The sequence below is a fragment of the Leeuwenhoekiella obamensis genome (assembly GCF_055391795.1).
Map to the genome: position 1 here is coordinate 3,684,423 of NZ_AP029251.1, position 17,889 is coordinate 3,702,311.

The 17,889-nt window shown below is 38.8% G+C and carries 14 protein-coding genes; 10 read left to right on the forward strand and 4 right to left on the reverse strand.

What is annotated here, in order from left to right:
- Window position 1: 1 nt before the first annotated feature.
- The 3 genes from ACZ5L8_RS16195 to gldA form a co-directional block, all read right to left on the reverse strand.
- Window positions 2-2,809, reverse strand: coding sequence for a hypothetical protein (locus ACZ5L8_RS16195; RefSeq protein ID WP_464438722.1), 2,808 nt, complete (start codon window positions 2,807-2,809; stop codon window positions 2-4).
- A 297-nt stretch (window positions 2,810-3,106) separates the two neighbouring features.
- Window positions 3,107-4,180, reverse strand: coding sequence for an endonuclease/exonuclease/phosphatase family protein (locus ACZ5L8_RS16200; protein ID WP_464438723.1), 1,074 nt, complete (start codon window positions 4,178-4,180; stop codon window positions 3,107-3,109).
- Between the two features lie 10 nt (window positions 4,181-4,190).
- The gene (gldA, locus tag ACZ5L8_RS16205; protein WP_464438725.1) at window positions 4,191-5,087 is read right to left on the reverse strand and encodes a gliding motility-associated ABC transporter ATP-binding subunit GldA; all 897 of its coding nucleotides are present in this window, start codon (window positions 5,085-5,087) and stop codon (window positions 4,191-4,193) included.
- A gap of 322 nt (window positions 5,088-5,409) precedes the next feature.
- On the opposite strand from gldA, the gene ACZ5L8_RS16210 reads away from it, so the two are divergent.
- From ACZ5L8_RS16210 to ACZ5L8_RS16225, 4 genes are read left to right on the forward strand one after another with little or no spacing between them, the layout of a single operon-like run.
- Complete coding sequence (locus ACZ5L8_RS16210) at window positions 5,410-6,258, forward strand: prephenate dehydratase (RefSeq protein WP_464438726.1); 849 nt, start codon at window positions 5,410-5,412, stop codon at window positions 6,256-6,258.
- Window positions 6,239-7,384, forward strand: a complete 1,146-nt coding sequence (locus tag ACZ5L8_RS16215) for a pyridoxal phosphate-dependent aminotransferase (protein WP_464438727.1) — start codon at window positions 6,239-6,241, stop codon at window positions 7,382-7,384. The genes ACZ5L8_RS16210 and ACZ5L8_RS16215 overlap by 20 nt, the downstream gene beginning before the upstream one ends.
- 2 nt (window positions 7,385-7,386) lie before the next feature.
- Entirely contained in the window at window positions 7,387-8,244 is an 858-nt protein-coding gene (locus ACZ5L8_RS16220; RefSeq protein ID WP_464438728.1) for a prephenate dehydrogenase, read from the forward strand.
- Between the two features lie 29 nt (window positions 8,245-8,273).
- Complete coding sequence (locus tag ACZ5L8_RS16225; protein WP_462599614.1) at window positions 8,274-9,365, forward strand: chorismate mutase; 1,092 nt, start codon at window positions 8,274-8,276, stop codon at window positions 9,363-9,365.
- Between the two features lie 34 nt (window positions 9,366-9,399).
- Here the strand turns inward: ACZ5L8_RS16225 and ACZ5L8_RS16230 are convergent, their stop codons facing one another.
- The gene (locus ACZ5L8_RS16230; protein WP_464438729.1) at window positions 9,400-9,933 is read right to left on the reverse strand and encodes a DUF4251 domain-containing protein; all 534 of its coding nucleotides are present in this window, start codon (window positions 9,931-9,933) and stop codon (window positions 9,400-9,402) included.
- Between the two features lie 191 nt (window positions 9,934-10,124).
- Between ACZ5L8_RS16230 and rsgA the strand changes: the two genes are divergently transcribed.
- Genes rsgA through ACZ5L8_RS16260 form a run of 6 tightly spaced genes read left to right on the forward strand, consistent with a single transcriptional unit; the run spans window position 10,125 to window position 17,868 of the window.
- Window positions 10,125-11,087 (forward strand): ribosome small subunit-dependent GTPase A, encoded by a 963-nt coding sequence (gene rsgA / locus ACZ5L8_RS16235; RefSeq protein WP_464440983.1) that lies wholly within the window; start codon window positions 10,125-10,127, stop codon window positions 11,085-11,087.
- Between the two features lie 3 nt (window positions 11,088-11,090).
- Window positions 11,091-11,543 (forward strand): D-aminoacyl-tRNA deacylase, encoded by a 453-nt coding sequence (gene dtd, locus ACZ5L8_RS16240; RefSeq protein ID WP_464438730.1) that lies wholly within the window; start codon window positions 11,091-11,093, stop codon window positions 11,541-11,543.
- Between the two features lie 49 nt (window positions 11,544-11,592).
- Window positions 11,593-13,497: a DUF3857 domain-containing protein gene (locus ACZ5L8_RS16245; RefSeq protein WP_464438731.1), complete on the forward strand. Its 1,905-nt coding sequence runs from the start codon at window positions 11,593-11,595 to the stop codon at window positions 13,495-13,497.
- A gap of 3 nt (window positions 13,498-13,500) precedes the next feature.
- The gene (locus ACZ5L8_RS16250) at window positions 13,501-15,486 is read left to right on the forward strand and encodes a transglutaminase domain-containing protein (RefSeq protein ID WP_464438733.1); all 1,986 of its coding nucleotides are present in this window, start codon (window positions 13,501-13,503) and stop codon (window positions 15,484-15,486) included.
- Between the two features lie 51 nt (window positions 15,487-15,537).
- Window positions 15,538-17,535 carry a DUF3857 domain-containing protein gene (locus ACZ5L8_RS16255; protein WP_464438734.1) on the forward strand — a complete coding sequence of 666 codons (1,998 nt, stop codon included), beginning with the start codon at window positions 15,538-15,540 and terminating at the stop codon, window positions 17,533-17,535.
- Between the two features lie 6 nt (window positions 17,536-17,541).
- Entirely contained in the window at window positions 17,542-17,868 is a 327-nt protein-coding gene (locus tag ACZ5L8_RS16260) for a nucleotide pyrophosphohydrolase (protein ID WP_464438736.1), read from the forward strand.
- Window positions 17,869-17,889 lie beyond the last annotated feature (21 nt).

The window sequence follows — 17,889 nt, forward strand, 5'->3', positions numbered from 1 at the left end:
TTTAATTAATCTGACGTATGAGCATTCCTGAGGCAAACTTGCCGTCGTTACCTTTAAAGGTGGTGAACTCTTCTTGAGACTCGTTTTCTGCGATTTCCTCGTTTAAATATGAGTTGTCCCAAATGGCGTTTTTATCAACTTTTATCACGCCTACACGTTTATATTCTGTGCGGCCGTGCTTGTCTAGAACCTGTTCTAGAACTTCAAACTTGTCTCCTTTTTCAAGACCTTCTTTGATGCCTATTTTTGCAGTGATAGGATCACCGGTAAGTAGTGGAGATTTTGTTCTGAATTCTTCAAAACTGCGTTGTAAAGTGCTTATGCCTTTATCCTGGGCTTTTATAGTGGCAATTCGAATAAGATCGCTGTCGTTTTTACTAGAGAAAACAGTAGATTGAAGATTAGCCTTTATAGACTCAGTACCCACAAATTTTAACTTGAAGAGATCGCTATTCTCAAAAGCGACTTTTCTCTGGTCATCATGAGTAGAAGTGTCCATCCAGTAATCATTGTAAAAAGCATTTGCGATTTCTTCATTCCATTCTAGGCGATAGAGGTAAGAAACGGTTTTAACACCATATCCTTTACCCATTACTTGCGCTCCCAGATTAACACCATCTGCAGCAGTTGCAATAATATCAGCGCCGGCAATAGAGGCTACACTACTCACAATATTGAGCAATCCACCTACTTTCTTTGCAGTTTCTTCTTTGTTCGTATATCTAAAGTCATAAACGATCACAAATGTGTTGCCTATTAATTCTTCACCAGCATCAGCGAGTAGGGCTTGGCCACGTTCAGAGCCCATAGCAACTTTAACATCAAGATCTGATGCGTTGTAAGAACCTCTTGCAGCAACAAGATCCATATTAAAATCTCCGTTGCCGTTGCGATTAAACCATTTTGCGACTAGCGCTCGTGCAACACCATTGCGGTTAAGATAATCACTGATCACTTCAGATTGATCTTCTTCATCCTGACCTCCAGGAGCATTAATTAGATAAGGACCTATGTTGTGATTGTTGAACTTTTCAGAGAGTTCTGAGTTGCCAAAAGCATCCCTGATCACCCCAAAATGTTCCCTATTTTCATCATTGATCATCATTGTGTACAGCGAACTTCTGCGGTATTTTAGCCCGTTTGCGTTCTCGTTGTCTGCGGCATTTTTAATTTTTCCTATTTCGCCTTCATTGTCTAAAACAGAATTTGTGGCGATACTTAAAACGTCAGACGATGTACTTACGCCAGTTTTTTTGGCTTTAGCCAAAAGATCTAAATAATACGTAGCACGCGCATTTGTACCTACGCTGTTTGAAATATCGTTTGCAACCTCTGTATCAGATTTTGTGGCGTAAGAAGTACTGCTGGCAGAAGATGAGCTGCTTGTAGATTGAGCAATTGCAGCAGTTGAAGGAGCTTTGAGAGACTCGTTATACTTTTTAGTTGCTGCTTGATATTTCTCATTAGCGATCTTCATTTTTTTGTTGTTACCAAAAGCCAAAGGTTTCTTAGCGATCTCATTCATCGTATTGGTGTACTCCAGCGATGCTTCTTGAAATTCTTCAAGAGCGAACATGGTCTGAGCGAACGTCACTTTATCTTCTGCATTGATCGCGTCTTGATCTAATCTTTGATCTTGCATCATGTTTGCGATCTCTAGCTTGATGTTCTCATTATACGCTCTTGTGGTGTTGAGCATATCTTCTACAGAGCCGCCAAGAGGAGGCGAGTAGATGCCTACTTTTTCAAGAATTTTTGCGTCAAAATCTGCCACAGTATTAATTTTAGGTTCAGCAGATTCTGTTGAAGCAACAGTTTCAATTTCTTCTTCTTCAGTTTTCTCTTTTGGCTCGGTAGTAGCGATTGCTTCAGTTTCTTCTGCCTCGATAACGACTTGTGCACTTTCTTGTAGATCGTTGTTTGTGTTTGCTACAACTTCTGTAGATTCAGGTTGATCTAGTTCTTCAGTTGTTGCGATCGCTTCGCTGGTTGTTGTATTATCAGCTTTGGTGGCTTTGTATTTTTCGCTGGCAGCGATAAACTCATTTGTGGCGCTACTTACTTGCTCTAAATAATCATCTGCAGTGGGATCTTTTTCTAATTCCTTAAGGCGCTCTGTGTATTTTTTTGACGCTTTTTGAAACTCAATCAAGGCAAGCGATTCTTTAGCTTTTTGCTCAGCTTCAGTGGTTATAGATGCGTTTTCTGCAGTGTTTTCAGTGATCGATTCACTTTCTGTAACTTGAGTTTCAGTATTTTCTTGAGCGTCTGCAACGGCAGTTTCTTCTTCTGCAGGTTGCTCAATGATCTCTTCTTTTTCTGGCTCTAGAAGTTTGGCATATTTTTCTGGTGAGCCAATGGTGTTTGTTACGCTTTTTGCGAAAACATCTTCGATAAACTCCTTTTCCATCTCGTCAAACTCAATGAAATTGTTCTGAGCGATTTTTGCGGAAGCCTCAACAGATAGATCCTCATCGTCTGTCGCATGAATTAAAAACTTCTTCTTAGCAAAGTCTGCAACAACATAATATTCTTGATCAGCTTCAACTTCAAGAAGCAGCGATGCCGACTTCTTGTCGCCAGACCTAATGCCTGCAAAAATGTATTTGCCAGCAGGAACTTGATGTGTGATGGTATTGATCTGGGTGATTGAACCTATGTATTCATGACCTTTAAATAAATTGAGGTCATCTGTCCAACCGCTTTCTCCTTTGCCTGTGAATTGAATTGTGGCGTTCTCCTGACTGATCGCGCACAGGCTGGCGAGCATAAAAATGCAGAAAATCGCAGTGTTGTAAAATTGTCTCATGACTGGGATATTAGTGGGTTAGTAAGCATCGTCATGGTTAAACCATAAATGATGAATGCAAAATATCTGTAAGCATGAGGGCGTTCAATACCCGTTAATGGGTATTTTTTAATATTTCGTTAAGACGAAATATTATTGCATAAGTAATTGAGAGTTGAGTTTAAATGGTTTTAAACTAGTTGATTAGTGAGGTTTTTAATGCTGGCAGTAGATGAAATCTAGTATTTTACATGTAAAATAAAAAAGGCTAGATCACTGAAAAACCTTTGTAGATGTTGCGATGTTTTACTCTGAAATTTAAGCGGTAGTTTGCTCATTCTCCATCGCCGAAACGATACCTTCTTCTATGCGTTCTTCTATTTCTTCCTCAGTCTCTTCGTCAAGTTCAGGATCTGTTTGATCTTCTGCTTTATTGTCTATCCAGATCTCATAGTACATCGCAAAATGATCTGAGCCAAAATACGGCAACCTGCACATATGCTCCATGTACATATCTGTGCTGTAAAAAAGCTGATCTATGGGGAAACGCATAAACCAGTAATTTGCATTGTAACTAGGGAAGAGTCCGCGGCCAATTCTAGGATCTTGAAGTCCTGTCATTTTTTTAAATAGCCTAGAAATGTTGCTCCACACAACATCGTTAAGATCGCCACAAACAATGATTGGTGACTCAAGATCGCGCACTTCTTTACCGGTGAGTAAAAGTTCGGCATCACGCTCTTTAGAAGTTTCGTTCTCAGTGGGGCTGGGCGGCGCAGGATGAATACAAATAAGATTTAATCTTGGTCCTTGGCGGTATTTTACTTTAGTAAAAATAGACGGAATGTCTTTTTCTACCTGATATCGCACCTCTGTATCTTCAAGCTCAAATTTGCTGTACAAGTGCATACCATACAGATTTTCAAGCGGCACACGCACAACATGTGGGTAATCTTTTTCAAGTGGTTTTAATGCTTTTTCCCAATCAGAGTTAGACTCCATGGTGAGAAACATATCTGGTTTTTGATCTTGAACTAGCTGCATGAATTTTTCATAATTGTCATTAGGTTGCAGCACGTTTGAAGTTATGAGGGTGATCTTTTTTAGATCAGCATAACTTTTAGGTTTTCTACGCTTACGCGGAAAGTGTTTTGTGTAAGGTATAAAAACTGCTAACTGAAAGATCATCGTCAAGAAGAGAACTCCAGCCGTGATCCATTCCCATGTTGCAATGGGATAATCAAAAATCAACAAAAGCGAGAGCAGAATAAACTGCAAAACTGTGGTTTGTACACGCACAAATCCCCAGATTCTTACAGACCAGTGTGCAACGCGCAAAAGCGGTAAATAGGCGATTAAAATGAAAACAAAAGTTATGACATACAGGGTCATGGCTTGGGGATCAGCTGTTAGTTAGTTCTTGAAACAAGGTTTCAAGCGATGTGTTTTTTCTGTTAAGTTGTAAAATTTTAAGTCCGTTATCATGAGCAAAATCAAAAACCACCGGACGCATATCTTTTTCTGTGCTAAATTCTAGTTCATAAGCAAAACCGGCTACGCTAGTAATCTTCTCTAAATGTGGCAAACGTTGCAAAGCGATTTCTTCTACGCGATAATCAAACTCTACCACAAGGATTTGTTCTTTATCCTCATGCATTTCGGCAAGACTTTTATCTGCTACGATCTTGCCTTTGTTTATGATGATCGCACGGTCGCAGATCGCTTCAACTTCTTGCATGATGTGGGTGCTAAGTAAAACAGTTTTGGTTTTACCTATGTCTTTTATCAATCTACGAATGTCTACAAGTTGGTTAGGGTCAAGTCCTGTAGTAGGTTCATCCAGAATTAATACTTCTGGATCGTGTAATAAAGCTGTGGCCAGACCTACGCGCTGTTTGTAACCTTTACTTAATTGGCCTATCTTTTTATGCGCTTCCGGCGTAAGCCCAGTTAATTCAATAACTTCGTCAATTCTCGCTTTACTTACTTTATGTATCTGTGCATTAAATTTTAAATACTCACGCACATACATATCATAATACAACGGATTGTTCTCTGGAAGATACCCGATGCTTTTTTGAACAGCAATTTTGTCTGAAATGGTATTGTGCTCATTTACTAGCGTCTCACCGTTATCTGGCGTGAGATACGTGGTAAGAATGCGCATCATTGTACTTTTTCCGGCGCCATTGGGGCCTAAAAATCCAGTAACCTCACCTTTTTTTACGGTAAATGATACGTTGTCAAGAGCTTTTTGATCACCATACGTTTTGGTGACTTGCGTTGCAGTAATAGACATGACCTTTTGTTAGCTGTTCAAAGGTATTAAAACCTATTTGAGATAAACCTTAAGAAAGGGTTATAATCTGTGTATTATTTCTATTTGGCTGCAGCCAAAACGATCACATTTTAAAAAAATTAAAAAAAACATTGGTGTTTTTTCAAATTTGGTTACTTTAGCCACTCAACAAAACGAAACATGTACACTGTACGCTATTTCTGGAACCGTTATTACTTCTTTTTTTTCGAAAGGGAGTCGGGACCGCTATAGCATATGGCTAGGTAATATAGAATTTAGGTCCCGATTGAAAAATCGGGACTTTTTTATTTAATCAAAGCTCGTGAGCGAAGTAAAAAACATAGTAGCTATACAAGGGATCAAAGGTTCCTTTCACCATAGAGTTGCACAAGAATTCTTTGGAGAAAAAGTTGAGGTTAACGAGTGCCGTTCTTTTCAGGATGTGGTAAATAGTTTGCTTAGTGGTGCGAGTACAGACGCTGTGATGGCGATAGAAAACAACATCGCCGGAAGCATTATACCAAACTACGCGCTCATAGACGAATATAAACTCAACATTGAAGGCGAGTTTTACCTGCCTATTGTACAGAATTTAATGGCGTTGCCCGGCCAGAATATAGAAGATCTTACAGAAGTTTGGTCGCATCCTATGGCGCTTTTACAATGTAGAGATTGGTTTAAAAAGTGGCCACACATTAAACTTGTAGAAGCAGACGATACAGCTGGCGCAGCAAAGAAAATAAAAGATGAAAACCGTATGGGCGTGGGTGCGATCGCCAGCACAACAGCGGCACAAATCTATGGTCATGAGATCCTTGCAGATGACATACAGACCATAAAAGATAATAGCACTCGCTTTTTTGTCTTGAATAATAACGGCAGGGTAGAAAGTGAGACCATAGACAAGGCAAGTATAAAATTCCTTACAGAGCATAAGCGTGGTAGCCTAGCTGCAGTGCTTAACGTGATGAGCGATTGTAGATTGAATCTTACAAAAATTCAGTCGTTGCCGGTGGTAGATAAACCTTGGGTATATTCATTTTTTGTGGATGTAACGTTCAAGAGATACGTGCATTTTGAAAAGGCAAAAAGCCTGCTTAGCATAATGGCAAAGAACTTTGAAGTTTTAGGAGAATACAAAAACCGAAAGAATGATAACGACGGCAGATAGATTGCAGCAAACAGAGGAGTACTACTTTTCGCGAAAGCTTAAAGAAGTTGCAGGTCTTATTGCAGCAGGAAAACCTATTATCAATATGGGTATAGGTAGTCCTGATCTGGCTCCACCACCACAGGTGATAGAGGCTTTAACCAGCGCGCTAGAGCACGGGGCTGCACATATGTATCAGAGCTATAAAGGTCTGCCCGAAATGCGTCAGGCGATGGCAAATTTCTATAAGAATAGCTATAGCGTAGACCTTGATGCAGATACAGAGATCTTGCCGCTTATGGGGTCTAAAGAAGGGATCATGCATGTGAGCATGACATTTTTGAACAAAGGTGATAAGGTGCTTATTCCTAATCCTGGGTATCCCACGTATACATCGGTAACAAAGTTGGTTGAGGCAGAACCTGTGTATTACAACCTTGATGCTTCTAATAATTGGTTGCCAGATTTTTCCGCTTTAAGCGAAAAGGACCTTAGCGATGTGAAGCTCATGTGGGTGAATTATCCACACATGCCTACCGGCGCAAAGGCGAGTAAAGAAGATTTTGAGCAGTTGGTGGCTTTCGCCAAAGAAAATCACATTCTGCTAATTAATGATAATCCGTACAGTTTTATACTTAATGATGATCCTATCTCAATACTTTCAATAGAAGGAGCAAAGGATGTGGCGCTAGAACTTAACTCGTTGAGTAAAAGTTTTAATATGGCAGGATGGCGCGTAGGACTTTTGGCTGGAGCCAAAAAATATATAGACGACATCATGAAGGTAAAGAGTAACATGGATAGCGGCATGTTCTACGGAATTCAAAAAGGTGCCGCCGCTGTGCTTAGTGAAGGTAAAGAATGGTTTGAAGCGATCAACAAAGTGTATGAAGAACGCAGAGCGCTGATCTGGCAACTTGCTGAAAAATTAAACTGTACTTACGATAAGAACACCAGCGGAATGTTTGTGTGGTCTAAACTGCCGGAAGGTGTAGAGAACGCAGAAGAATTTATAGACAACATTTTGCAAGAAAAGAGTGTGTTTATAACTCCGGGAAGCATTTTTGGTTCGCAAGGTGATGGTTACATTAGATTCTCATTGTGTGTGCCTCAAGAAAAAATAAAGGAAGCCATAAGCAGATTTTAATTATGGAAGAGTTTAAAAATATATTCATTGTTGGTATCGGGTTGATAGGTGGATCTATGGCGCGTGACATCAGGAAGGTCTTGCCAGAAAGTCAAATCTTTGGGATTGATAGCAGCAAAGACAATCTTGAAGAAGCGGTAGGTTTAGGCTTGATCGATCACTCTGCCGGGCTTGAAGAAATTCATCTTGCAGATCTTGTGATCGTTGCGATACCGGTAGATCAATCTAATCTCTTTTTACCACCCGTGCTTGATGCAGTGCGAGAAGATGCGCTTGTAGTAGATATGGGTTCTACTAAAGGCAGTGTTTGTGCAACGCTGACAGATCATCCTAAGAGAAGAAATTTTCTTGCGGCTCACCCCATTGCGGGAACAGAATTTTCTGGGCCTTCTGCAGCGATCGAGAAACTGTATGACGGTAAGACGATGATCATTTGTGAGGTAGAGAAAACAGCCTTTAAACTTCAAGAAAAAGCGCTTGAACTTTTTAGAAGTTTAGGGATGAGATTGCGATATATGGATCCTGTATCTCATGATAAGCATATTGCTTATGTTTCTCATTTATCACACATAAGCAGTTTTATGCTTGGTAAAACAGTGATCGATAAAGAGAAGAACGAGAAGGATATTTTTGATATGGCAGGCAGCGGATTTGCTTCAACCGTGAGGCTGGCAAAAAGTAATCCGGCTACTTGGACGCCTATCTTTAAAGAGAACAGAGAGAATGTTCTTGAGACGCTAGAAGAGTACATACAGAACCTTAATAATTTTAAAGATTTGCTCAAATCTGAGGATTATCAAGGCGTTTATAACGAAATGCATAATACAAACCACATAAAATCAATACTTAAAGGATTATAATTTTGGCGGAAGCCTTAAATTTGACGACTATGGAAAACAAGAAGGAACTTAGAAACTGGCTAGATGCCATGAACCTGGACCACCCTCTAGTGATTGCGGGTCCTTGTAGCGCTGAAACTGAAGAGCAGGTGCTAAAAATCGCTCATCAATTAAAAGATACAGATGCTACTGTGCTTCGCGCTGGTATCTGGAAACCGCGTACTCGCCCAGGAAACTTTGAGGGAGTAGGTGCTTTAGGTCTTAAATGGCTTCAAAAGGCTAAAGAAGAAACCGGAATGTTAACCACTACAGAGGTTGCAAATCCACATCACGTAGAGCTTGCGCTTAAGCATGATGTAGATATCCTTTGGATAGGTGCTCGTACAACTGTTTCTCCTTTTATCATTCAAGAAATTGCTGATGCATTAAAAGGTACAGATAAAGTTGTTCTTGTGAAGAACCCTGTAAATCCTGATCTAGCTTTATGGTTAGGTGCTGTAGAGCGTCTTTATACTGCAGATATTAAAAACTTAGGTGTTATTCATAGAGGTTTCTCTACGTATGAAAAAACACGTTACAGAAATAATCCAGAATGGCAACTTGCTATTGACCTGCAAAACCAGATGCCAGATCTTCCTTTGATCTTAGATCCATCGCATATTGCTGGTCGTCGCGATATCATTTTTGATCTATGTCAAACAGGTTTAGATCTTAACTACGATGGTATCATGGTTGAGACTCATTATGATCCAGACAATGCATGGAGTGATGCTAAACAGCAAATTACACCTGCTAGACTTGTAGAGATCATGAACGATCTTAAAATTCGTAAAGAAGAAGGTACAGCTGCAGAGTTTAATAACAAACTAAGCACACTACGTACTCAAATAGATGTAATAGATCACCAACTTATTGAGAGCCTAGGTAAGCGTATGAAAATAAGCGATTCTATAGGTGAACTTAAGTCTGAGAATAACGTTGCGATCCTGCAAACTAAACGTTGGAATGAGATTTTAGGAGCGATGATCCTTGAAGGAGAAAAGCACAACCTAAGCGAAGAATTCATTCTTAAAGTGTTTAAAGCGATCCACACAGAATCTATTAATCACCAGAAGAAAATTGCTAGGCTTGAAGAAGCTTAAAAATTAAAAAACCCGCCGGAAGGCGGGTTTTTTATTACATGTCTTTTTCGGTAGATTTTATCTCACCACGATAGCTTATGTTATCTCGCCAACTACTATTTACACTCACATCTACGCTGTTTTTAGAAATAGCAGTGATGGTATAATTTGAAACTTGCGAACCGTCGCTGGCGGTAAAAGTGATGATGAATTTTCCTTTCTTTTCTTCTACGTTATAATCTTTTAATTGCCCGTCAAAAGGGTTTGCGCTTTTGCCATAAGGAGCGCTTCTCGCAACGCCAAAGAATGGCATATCGATCTGTGCAGAATCATTTTTAACTCTTATGTAATTGGGATTTCCTAAAAGGTTGATCTGCCCGCTAGATAGATTCGGGTCAAGCGGAAGATTTACTAAATTATTACGCATAGGATACGCCCATTGTGCGGTAAATTCATATTCGCCAGAGTCGATCAAGGCTCTTAATTCCTCCTGTTTTTGCTGGTTTTCTTCGGCTTTTGCAATGCTGTCTTTTGATTTGCAGCCTACGAGAAATAAGGCGACAAGTGCGTATGTAAATAGATTTTTCATTGTCTTTTTCTTTTAAAGATAGCAAATTTCATTCCTATTTCTAGATTCTTTTTGTTGTTATTTCGCTTAAAGCGAAAAGGTTAAACGTGTAATAGTGCTTTTTGCATGACAATGCAATAATGAATACCGCGATAAAAATGAGATAAAAACAAATTAGAGTAATTTTGCCAAGAACAAAGATTCTACATGTATTGAAAGGTATAGTTTATAAATCTACGGGCAGCTGGTACACGGTGAAAACTGATGAGGGAGAATTTTATGAATGTCGTATTAAAGGACGTTTTAGAATTCAGGGGATTAAAAGTACAAATCCCGTGGCAGTGGGCGATGTAGTAGATTTTGAACTTGAGAATACGGGCGACGATACGATAGGCGTGATAAAACATATTCACGATCGTAAGAATTACGTGATCCGCAAGTCGGTTAATCTTTCTAAGCAAACACATATTATCGCGGCAAACGTAGATCAGGTTTTTCTCGTGATCACGCTTAATAATCCGCCAACGTTCACCACTTTTATAGACCGTTTTTTAGTTACTTGTGAAGCTTATGATATTGAGGCGATCTTACTTTTTAATAAAGTAGATACGCTTAATGATGAAGAGTGGGGCGAGGTAAAATATCTTGCAGAAATGTACAGAGAGATCGGATATACGTGTGTTGGCATTTCTGCGAAAACAGGTAAGAATATAGATCGAGTTAAAGAACTTATGCTGGGTAAAACCAGTATGTTTTCTGGGCACAGTGGCGTGGGCAAATCTACATTGATCAACGCGGTAGAAAAAGATCTTAACCTTAAAACACAAGAGATAAGCGAGCAGCATATGCAAGGGCAGCATACAACGACTTTTGCAGAGATGTTTGACTTAAGTTTTGATGCCCGAATAATTGATACGCCGGGTATAAAAGGCTTTGGTGTGGTAGATATTGAGAAGGAAGAATTAGGAGATTATTTCCCAGAATTCTTTGCGCTTAAGGGTGATTGTAAATTCAATAATTGCTTGCACATTGAGGAGCCCAAATGCGCTGTAAAAGACGCTCTAGAAAATGACGAATTACACTGGTCGCGCTACAAGAGTTATTTGCAAATCTTAGAAGGAGAAGAAGAAAACTACAGGCGAGATATTTATAACGACGAATCAGGAAAAAACTAATACATGCGATTAGTAATACAGCGCGTAAGCCGTGCATCTGTAACAATTGAGAATAAAGTTCACAATGTGATAGAGCAAGGATTAATGATACTTCTGGGTATTGAAAATGACGATACACAAGAGGATATAGATTGGCTGGCAAACAAGGTTGTTGGCATGCGTATTTTTGGTGATAATAATGGTTTGATGAATCTTTCGGTTCAAGATGTGGATGGAGAGATTTTATTGATCAGTCAATTCACTCTACACGCTTCTACAAAGAAAGGAAATCGTCCATCTTTCTTAAATGCTGCAAAACCGGATGTTGCGATACCACTTTATGAAAAATTTATTTTAACGCTTTCGCGTAAGCTACAAAAACCTGTGAAGGCAGGCGTATTCGGGGCTGACATGAAAATCGATTTAGTCAATGACGGTCCTGTAACCATCATAATTGACTCTCAAAAAAAAGAATAGTTTAGGATAATATTAAGATTTTCATATATTGTGAGGCCCATTCATGATTATGAGAGTTTTAGGTTTTTTATTTTTTCTGCATTTTTCAATCGTCTGTGCAGCACAAGACGATTATTCTGTTTTTAGTATTCCCTCAGATCTTTCTGACGGCGTAGATAGTGTTTTGCGAGACGAACACATCACGGTAGATATTTCAGACATTAGTAAGCTTAAGTTTACTATGCATCGCGTGATCACCATTTATAATAAGGTAGGTTTAGGTGATGCTGATGCTTTTGTATTTTATGATAATAATACGCAAGTAAATGATCTTGAGGCACGTGTCTACAATAGAATGGGTAAGGAGATCGAGAAATTTAAGAAGCGTGATTTTCAAGATGTGAGCGCTGTTTCTGGCGGTACGTTGTATTCAGATAGTCGTGCGTTGTATCTAGAGTATACGCCCACATCTTATCCTTTTACCATGGTTTTAGATTATGAATATACTTCTAAAACCACAGCTTTTATCCCAGGATGGTTGCCGTTAGGAGCTTATGATAGCAGTACGGCGGCTTCAACGTATGAGATCATATACAACCCCGATATAAAGCTAAATTATAAGGAAACAAACTTTGAAGGCTACGATATTGAGAAAACTGAAGAGCCTGGGCATATAGTTTACACCGCAAAAGATCTCAAAACGCTTGAGTCAGAATATCTGGCGCCTGCATTTACTACAAGAGCGCCTCGTGTGCGTTTTGCGCTAGAGGAGTTCTATCTAGAAGGCGTGCATGGTAAAGCTAATGATTGGGCAGCCTTCGGTAGTTGGATGAACGATTATCTAGTTTCCGAAAGTAATGATCTACCACAAGCAACAATAGACGCTGTGCGCGATATGACAAAAGACCTGCCAGATGATGAAGCAAAAGCACGTGCGATCTACAAATACCTTCAGGATAAAGTGCGATACATAAGCGTACAAATAGAGATAGGCGGCTGGAAACCCATGAAAGCATCAGAGGTTGATAGATTAAGTTATGGCGACTGTAAGGCGTTAACAAACTACACTAAGAACCTTCTTGAGGCTGTAGGGATAGAGTCGTATTACACCGTTTTGTATGCTGGTGATAAAAAATCTATAGATGAAGAACTGGTCTCAATACAAGGTAATCACGCTATTCTTGCTTTGCCTTTCGGCGAAAATGACTATACCTTTTTAGAGTGTACAAGTCAAGAAGTTCCTTATGGGTATATGGGAGATTTTACAGACGACCGTGATGTGTTTATCATTACCCCTGAAGGTGGTGAAATAGTACACACAACAGTTTATGATATAGATGATAATATAACCAAAACCACAGTAGATGCTACATTAGACGAAACTGGGCAAATAAAAGCATCGCTAGTTAGAGATTCTTATGGTGTGGATTATGGTGATGGTCTTCAACTTACGCATTTAGATCAAAAGGAGTTGAATGATAACTATCATCATGAGTGGGATATGCTTACAGGTTTGCTTGTAAGTGATATCTATATCAAAGACGATCAAGAAAAAGTTATTTTTAATGAAGCGCTCAATCTTGAAGTGCCCAAATATGCTTCGGATATAAACGGAGATCTTATCTTAAGGCCTAACATGTTTTACTATGGCAGTAAAATGATCCCGCCAAGATACTCTGATAGAAAAGCACATTTTGTCATAGAACGTGAGAGACAATCACAAAAAGAATTTAATTACACCCTTCCCCAAGGATATGTTCTAGAATCTTTGCCAGAGCCTGTTAACCTAAAAACAGAGTTTGGTGAATATACAGCAAAGATGACGCAGACATCTCCTAATACTTTTCAATACACTAGGACTTTAATTATTAGAGCTGGTGTATTTACTCCTGATCTTTATGAAGATTATCGCGAATTCTGGAAACAGATAGCCAGATACGATAATCAGAAGGTACTGTTGAATTCGAAAACTTAATTTATGCGATTATTATTACTATTACTTCTTGTTGCTTGTAGCGCTGTACAAGCACAAGATTACCGTTTTGGGAAGGTGTCTAAAGAAGAACTACAAGAAGAGGCACACCCTCTAGATCCAGAAGCTGATGCAGCTGTGTTGTATAGAGATAAATTTATACGCTATGAATATTACCGTAATCAAGGCTTTGTGATAGAGACAGAGGTTTATGAGCGTATTAAGATCTACAATGCAGATGGCTTTGATTATGCGACAGAAACCATTGGCTTGTATCAAGATGGTGGTACAAGAGAAGGTTTAAGTGGTCTTAAGGCGGTAACCTATAATCTAGTAGATGGCAAAATAGAAGAAACTAAACTTAAGAAAGACGGGATCTTTGAGGAAGAGCGTACTGATTATTTGGATATAACCAAATTCACTATGCCGGATATTAAAGAAGGTTCTGTGATTGAATATAAGTATAAGATCAGTAGTCCGTTTCTTGCGAATATTGACGAAATAAGATTGCAAGAAGAAATACCGGTGAATAAAGTAAATGTTAGACTTTATGCTCCAGAGTATTTTGGTTTAAAGCGTCACGCTAAAGGTTGGCGTTTTGTAAACGTGGTAGAATCAGGTAGCTCTAAAACATTGAGTTTTGTTTCTTCTAATGGTGGAGGATCAGGGTTTAGCAATGATCAAGTGCGCTATACTGAGAATGTTTATACCATAGAAGATAAAGATATACCAGCCGTAAAGGAAGAGGCATATTGCGGTAATATTGATAATTACCTTTCTTCGATCAAATTTGAGTTGGCATATACAAAGTTTCCGCAGTCACCTATTCAAACATTTGCAATGACTTGGGAAGATGTTTCTAAGTCTATTTATGAATCTGAGTCTTTCGGTGGAGAATTGCAAAACGGAAGATTCTTTGAGAAGGATCTTGATCCCCTTTTGGCGAAAGCCACAAGCCCAGCAGAAAAAGCAGTTGCGGTATTTGAATATGCAAAAGCTAGAATGAACTGGAATGGTGGTTTTGGTCTTTATACAGAAAATGGAATTAAAAAGGCCTATAAAGATGGGTCAGGTAACTCTGGTGATATAAATCTTTTGCTAGTTGCGATGTTGCGCTACGCCGGGCTTGATGCAAATCCTGTTATCACGAGTACAAAAAGTAATGGAATACCTGTGTTTCCTACGAGAACTGGGTTTAATTATGTGATCGCAGGAGTGAAGATAAATGGCGGACTTGCACTTATGGATGCAACTAACAAAATGGGAGCGATCAATGTGCTTGAAGACGAGATCATAAACTGGAATGGTAGAATGATCATGGAAGGTGGGGCTTCGCAGTTTGTTTCTCTTTCACCGTCTGAGCCGGCTGAAAATAAGGTTACAGTGTTAGTTAACATTGATGATGATCTAAAGGCGACTGGTAAGTTTAGAAAAAGTGCTTCTGGTAATTATGCGTATCATGAGCGTGCGATGTATAAAGATACAGATGATGATGAGCGTATCATGATGATAGAGGAGAATTATCAGGGAATTGAAGTACAGGATTTTGAGCTTAAGGACTACGAGAATGTTTACAAGCCTATTTCTACACTATATAATTTTGAGGCAGTGGATGTTATTGAGGAAATAGGAGGTAAGCTTTATTTTTCTCCTATGTTTCAGTTGATTACTGATGAAAATCCATTTAAATCTGAGGAGCGTAAATATCCTGTAGACTTTCTTTATCCTCGTGAAGAGTCTCAGATCGTGATCGTGAATTTGCCAGAAGGATATGTTGTAGAGAGTGTGCCAGAGAGTTTAAAGGTTGCGCTGCCTGATGAGGCAGGACATTTTACTTTTCAGATTACAGCTACAGATAAGCAAATTCAGCTAAGAGCAAATTCAGCGATCAAAAAAAGTATGTTTTCACCAGAGCAATATCTTGATCTCAAGAAGTTCTTTGATATGATGATCGCTAAAGAAAATGAAAAAGTTGTTTTGACTAAAGTCTAAATAGTTAAGCTGCTGTAGACTTTTCGGCAAACCCCAATTTTTAAAAACTATATGAGAAAGAGATTTTTGGCAATAGCCTTATTATTTGCCGTAGCTGTAGTGAGCGCGCAAGATGTGAAGTATGGTAAGATTGATGAAGATGTGCTTGCGCAAAAAACCTATGCAAAAGATTCTACCGCGGGAGCAGTTTATCTTTATAAAGGGCGAGAAACGTGGATCGAGCATGGCTTTGATGGATGGGAGATCATAACCGTAATTCATGAGCGCATTAAGATCATTGATAAGTCTGGATTAGATTATGCAACCGTAGAATTTGATTTGCATACCGGCGAGAATAGTAAGCAAAAGGTAGAGAAGATAAGAGGTGTTGCCTATAATCTTGTTGACGGTAAGGTGGTAGAAACTGAGCTTGATGCTAAACATGAAGTTTATGAAAATGACATTCAGGAAGATTGGAAGCGTGTAAGTTTTGCAATACCTAACGCCCAGGTAGGATCGATCATTGAGTGGGAGTATAGATTAGAAAAACCTAATCTTTATGCGTTTGATGATCTTGTGATTCAAGAATATATTCCCGTTGAGCAATATCACGCAGAGATCAGAAATCCGTATTTCATAAAATTCAATGTTCTTAAAAAGGGATTTTTTGACATTGATATGGATCAAGATATTAAGCGCGAAACTATGGGAGTAGGTCTTAGTAGCAATACTGGTTACGGTCAGAGTAGAGATTCGCATGGTACAATGTCTTATAATGAGTTGACCACTATTTTTGACAAAAAAGATATCCCGGCCATTAAAGAAGAGCCGTATGTAAGCAATATAGATAACTATAGATTTACGATCGCATACGAGCTTGAGTCTTATGAGATGGATGAAGACAACCCTAAGAAGATATCATCTACATGGGAAGAAGTAGCTACTAGTATATTTAAGAATGAATTTTTTGGAGGACAGCTTACGAATCTTCAGTTTTTGAGGGCTTCCGCCAAAGGTTTTCAAGAACGATACACTGACCCTAAGGAGAGAATGGAAGCGATCTTTGCTTACGTACGTGATAATTTCTCTTGGAATGGTGACTACGGTAAGTATGTAGATAGAGACCTTCGCCAAATATTTAAAGACAAAAAAGGAAACGTCGCTGAAATTAATCTGCTGCTCATCGGTCTATTGCGAGAAGCTGGTTTAAGTGCACATCCCATACTTATTAGTACACGAGAAAATGGTATCCCAGTATTCCCTACGTTAACCGGATATAATTATGTGATCGCAGGTGTGCAAATTGATGAGGAATTATCAGTAATGGATGCCACCGAAAAACTAAGCGCAATCAATACGCTACCCACACGAGTTTATAATTGGAAGGGACGTTTAGTGAGACAAACTGGAGTCTCTCAAGAAATAGATCTTTATCCTAAGTTGATTTCAATAGATAATATGATGCTAATGGCATCGATTGATGAAAAAGGATATGTAAAAGGAAAAGTGCAAGAGCGCTTTACATCTTCTAGTGCATTGCGTTTTAGAAAGAAAATATCTAATGCAAACGGTGATGGTAAAAGCGTTGTTGAAGATGAATATACGATAGAGAATATATCAGATGTTGAGGTTAAGGATTTTGAAGATCTAGACAAGCCTATTGCTATTGTATTTTCTTTTGATGAGCTCATGGTTGTAGAGAGCGTGGGTGATAAACTATTTTTAGATCCATTACTATTCTTGAAGTTAGGTAAATCTCCTTTTAATTATGAAGAGAGAATGTATCCTGTAGATTTTGTTTATCCTTTTCAGACGGTAAAAAATATTATTCTTGATCTGCCAGAGAATTTTGAGGTCACATCTTTACCAGAGCCTACAAATATTAAGATGCCTGGAGACTTAGGATCTTTTTATTATGCTATACATCATGAAAATGGCAGACTTAATGTTCTTGTTAAATTTTCTATCAATAAAAGTGTTGTGCCGGTAGAAGAATATGGTGCTCTCAGAGAATTCTTTAAATTGCGTGTCGCAAAAGAAAATGAGAAAGTAGTTCTCGAAAGAGCATAAAAAAAAATGGACATACAAGGAGCACAGTTAGCCGTTGATGAGTGGATCAAGAATCATGGCGTTCGCTATTTTAACGAACTTACTAATATGGCACAGCTTACAGAAGAAGTAGGCGAGGTGGCCCGTATTATCGCAAGACGCTATGGCGAACAAAGCGAAAAAGAGTCTGATAAAAACAAGGATCTAGGTGAAGAGCTTGCAGATGTGATGTTCGTAGTTCTATGTCTTGCAAATCAAACCGGTGTTAATCTTCAGGAAGCCTTTGATAAAAAACTGGACATTAAAACAAAAAGGGATCACGATCGCCACCACAATAACGAAAAATTAAAGTAATTTCGTTACTCTAAAAAACAA